We start from the raw sequence: 2,524 nt of genomic DNA, 5'->3' as shown, positions 1-2,524 counted from the left end.
GCGGGCGGCGATAGGCCTCCCCCAGCGGGCCGGCGGCGGCGGGGTCGGCGCGGGCAAGGTCGAGGCCGATGCCCGCATCCCCCACCGGGCCGGTGACGTAAAGGCGATCGCCCGGCCGCGCGCCGGTGCGGGCGGGGACCGGCCCGGTCGCCTCCCCGATGGCGGTCAGGCTGTAGCTGCGGGCCGACCCCGTCGGCATCCTGACCGTGTCGCCACCCAGCAGCGGCATGGCGTGGCGCTCCAGCGCTTCGCCCAGCCCTTCCAGAAAGGCCGCGTCCCAGGCGTCGTCGCCCGACAGCGCATAGTTGAGCAGGCAGCCGATCGGCCGCGCGCCCTTCGCCGCCAGGTCCGACAGGTTCACCGCCGCCAGTTTCCAGCCAATGTCGGCCGGCGGATCGGTGGGGAGATAGTGGACGCCCTCGACCATCGTATCGCTGGTGAGGATCAGCCGCGCGGCGCCGACCGGCAAGATCGCGACATCGTCGATCAGTCCCTGTGCGGCGGGATCATGGGCCAGCAGGCGCAGCAGGGTGAGGAAACGGGATTCAGCGGACATCGTCACGTCGTCACCCTGAAACATGTTCAGGGTGACGAACAGCCCTTATTTCCGCACATCCTTCGACACGCCGTCGAGCAGGCCGTTGACGAAGCCCGCCTCGCGCTTGTCGTAAAAGGCATGGGCGACATCGACATATTCGCTGATGACGGTGCCGGTGCCGATGTCGGCGCGGGCGAGCAGTTCATAGGCGCCCGCGCGCAACAGCTGGCGCATCGGCTTGTCGAGCCGGTCGAGGCTCCAGCCGGTCGAGAGGCGGGCGGAAATGAGGGCGTCGATTTCGTCGCGGCGCTTGTCCACGCCGGTCACGATATCGTCGAAAAAGGCTTCCTCCGCCTGGGCATAGGTCACGTCCTCGATGGTGGCGCCCAGGCGATGCTGGTGAAATTCATGCAGCAGGACGGCAATCGGCGTGCCCTCCATTTCGAGCTGGTACAGCGCCTGGACCGCGGCGAGGCGCGCGGCGGAGCGGGATTTGGAGCGATCGTTCATAGCAATTCCCTACTCCGTCCGGTTCGAACTTGTCGAGAACCGCTTCTCGACAAGTTCGCAGCGAACGGGTGATTATTTGAGACGCAACGCCACGGACGCCGCATGAGCCGGCAACCCTTCCGCCTGCGCCAGCGCGACGGCCGCCGGGCCGATCGCGCCGATGGCGTCGCGCGAGAGGCTGAGGAAGCTGGTGCGCTTCATGAAGTCGAGCACCGAGAGACCCGAGGAGAAGCGCGCGCGGCGGCCGGTCGGCAGCACATGGTTCGGCCCCGCGACATAATCGCCGACGGCTTCGGGGGTCATGCGGCCCAGGAACACCGATCCGGCATGACGCACCTGCGCGAACAGCGGTTCGGGATCGTCCACCGCCAGCTCCAGATGCTCTGGCGCGAGCCGGTCGACCAGCGGCATCGCTTCGGCAAGGTCGCGGACCAGGATGATCGCGCCGTTGGCGGCCCAGCTTTGCGCGGCGACGGCGTGGGTGGAGAGCGCCGGGATCTGCCGTTCCACAGCGGCGGCGACGGCATCGGCGAAGGCCGCATCGTCGGTGAACAGGATCGACTGGCTGGTCGGGTCATGTTCCGACTGGCTGAGCAGGTCGGCGGCGGTCCATTCCGGGTCGTTCCTGCCATCGGCGACGACGACGATTTCCGACGGGCCAGCGACCATGTCGATGCCGACCACGCCGTAAAGCTGGCGCTTGGCTTCGGCGACCCAGGCGTTGCCGGGGCCGGTGATGACGTCCACGGGCCGGATCCGGTCTGTGCCATAGGCAAGCGCGGCGACGGCCTGTGCGCCGCCCACCCGCCAGATTTCCTCGATCCCCGCAATCTGCGCGGCGGCCAGGACAAGCGGGTTGATCGCGCCGCCCGGCGTCGGCGTCACCATGGCGATGCGGCGGACGCCCGCGACTTTCGCCGGGATGACGTTCATCAGCAGCGAACTGGGATAGGCGGCGCGCCCGCCCGGCACATAGAGACCGGCGGCGTCCACCGCGCTCCAGCGGGCGCCCAGACGCACCCCGGCGCTGTCCACGCCGTCGCTGTCCTGCGGCTTCTGTTTCTCATGATAGGTGGTGATGCGCGCGGCCGCGAGTTCGAGCGCGTCGCGCAAGGCGGCAGGCGTGGCGTCGAGCGCGGCGCGACAGTCGGCGGGGTCCACCGCCCAGCCGCTGGCCGACAGGTCATGCCGGTCGAAACGCCGGGTATAGTCGGCGAGCGCGGCGTCGCCGCCTGCGCGCACGGCCTTGAGGATCGCGGCGACGTCGCGCGACACATCCTCATCGGCTTCGCGGCGGGCATCGACCAGCGCGGTAAAGGCGGCGGCGAAGTCGGGCGAGGTGGTGGTGAGGCGGTGGGTCATGATTGCTCCATTCCTCCCCCAGCGAGGGAGGGGGACCGCCGCCGGAGGCGGTGGTGGAGGGGTGTCACGCTATCGGAAGGGTAACAGCCCTCCGTCTGGCCTGCGGCCAGCCGC

The 2,524-nt window shown here is 69.5% G+C and carries 3 protein-coding genes; all 3 read right to left on the bottom strand.

Annotated features, from left to right (window positions below; all coding sequences use genetic code 11):
- The coding region (locus C100_RS31540) for a thiamine-phosphate kinase (protein ID WP_031308921.1) at positions 1-556 on the bottom strand (556 nt) is incomplete at its 3' end.
- 45 nt (positions 557-601) lie between these two features.
- Positions 602-1,048, bottom strand: a complete 447-nt coding sequence (gene nusB / locus C100_RS31535) for a transcription antitermination factor NusB (RefSeq protein WP_024019001.1) — start codon at positions 1,046-1,048, stop codon at positions 602-604.
- A 72-nt stretch (positions 1,049-1,120) separates the two neighbouring features.
- On the bottom strand, positions 1,121-2,410 hold the full coding sequence (gene hisD / locus C100_RS31530; protein ID WP_024019000.1) for a histidinol dehydrogenase: 1,290 nt from the start codon (positions 2,408-2,410) through the stop codon (positions 1,121-1,123).
- Between the last annotated feature and the right edge of the window lie 114 nt (positions 2,411-2,524).

The sequence above is a fragment of the Sphingobium sp. C100 genome, from assembly GCF_000508185.1.
In the GTDB taxonomy this organism is placed as follows: domain Bacteria; phylum Pseudomonadota; class Alphaproteobacteria; order Sphingomonadales; family Sphingomonadaceae; genus Sphingobium.
The sequence above is the reverse complement of the archived record's forward strand: the minus strand, read 5'-3'. Positions and strand labels throughout refer to the sequence as shown.

Bases quoted from the DNA above. Each gene is read 5' to 3' on its own strand.
- hisD (WP_024019000.1), bottom strand. From the start codon at position 2,410: ATGACCCACCGCCTCACCACCACCTCGCCCGACTTCGCCGCCGCCTTT.
- nusB (WP_024019001.1), bottom strand. From the start codon at position 1,048: ATGAACGATCGCTCCAAATCCCGCTCCGCCGCGCGCCTCGCCGCGGTC.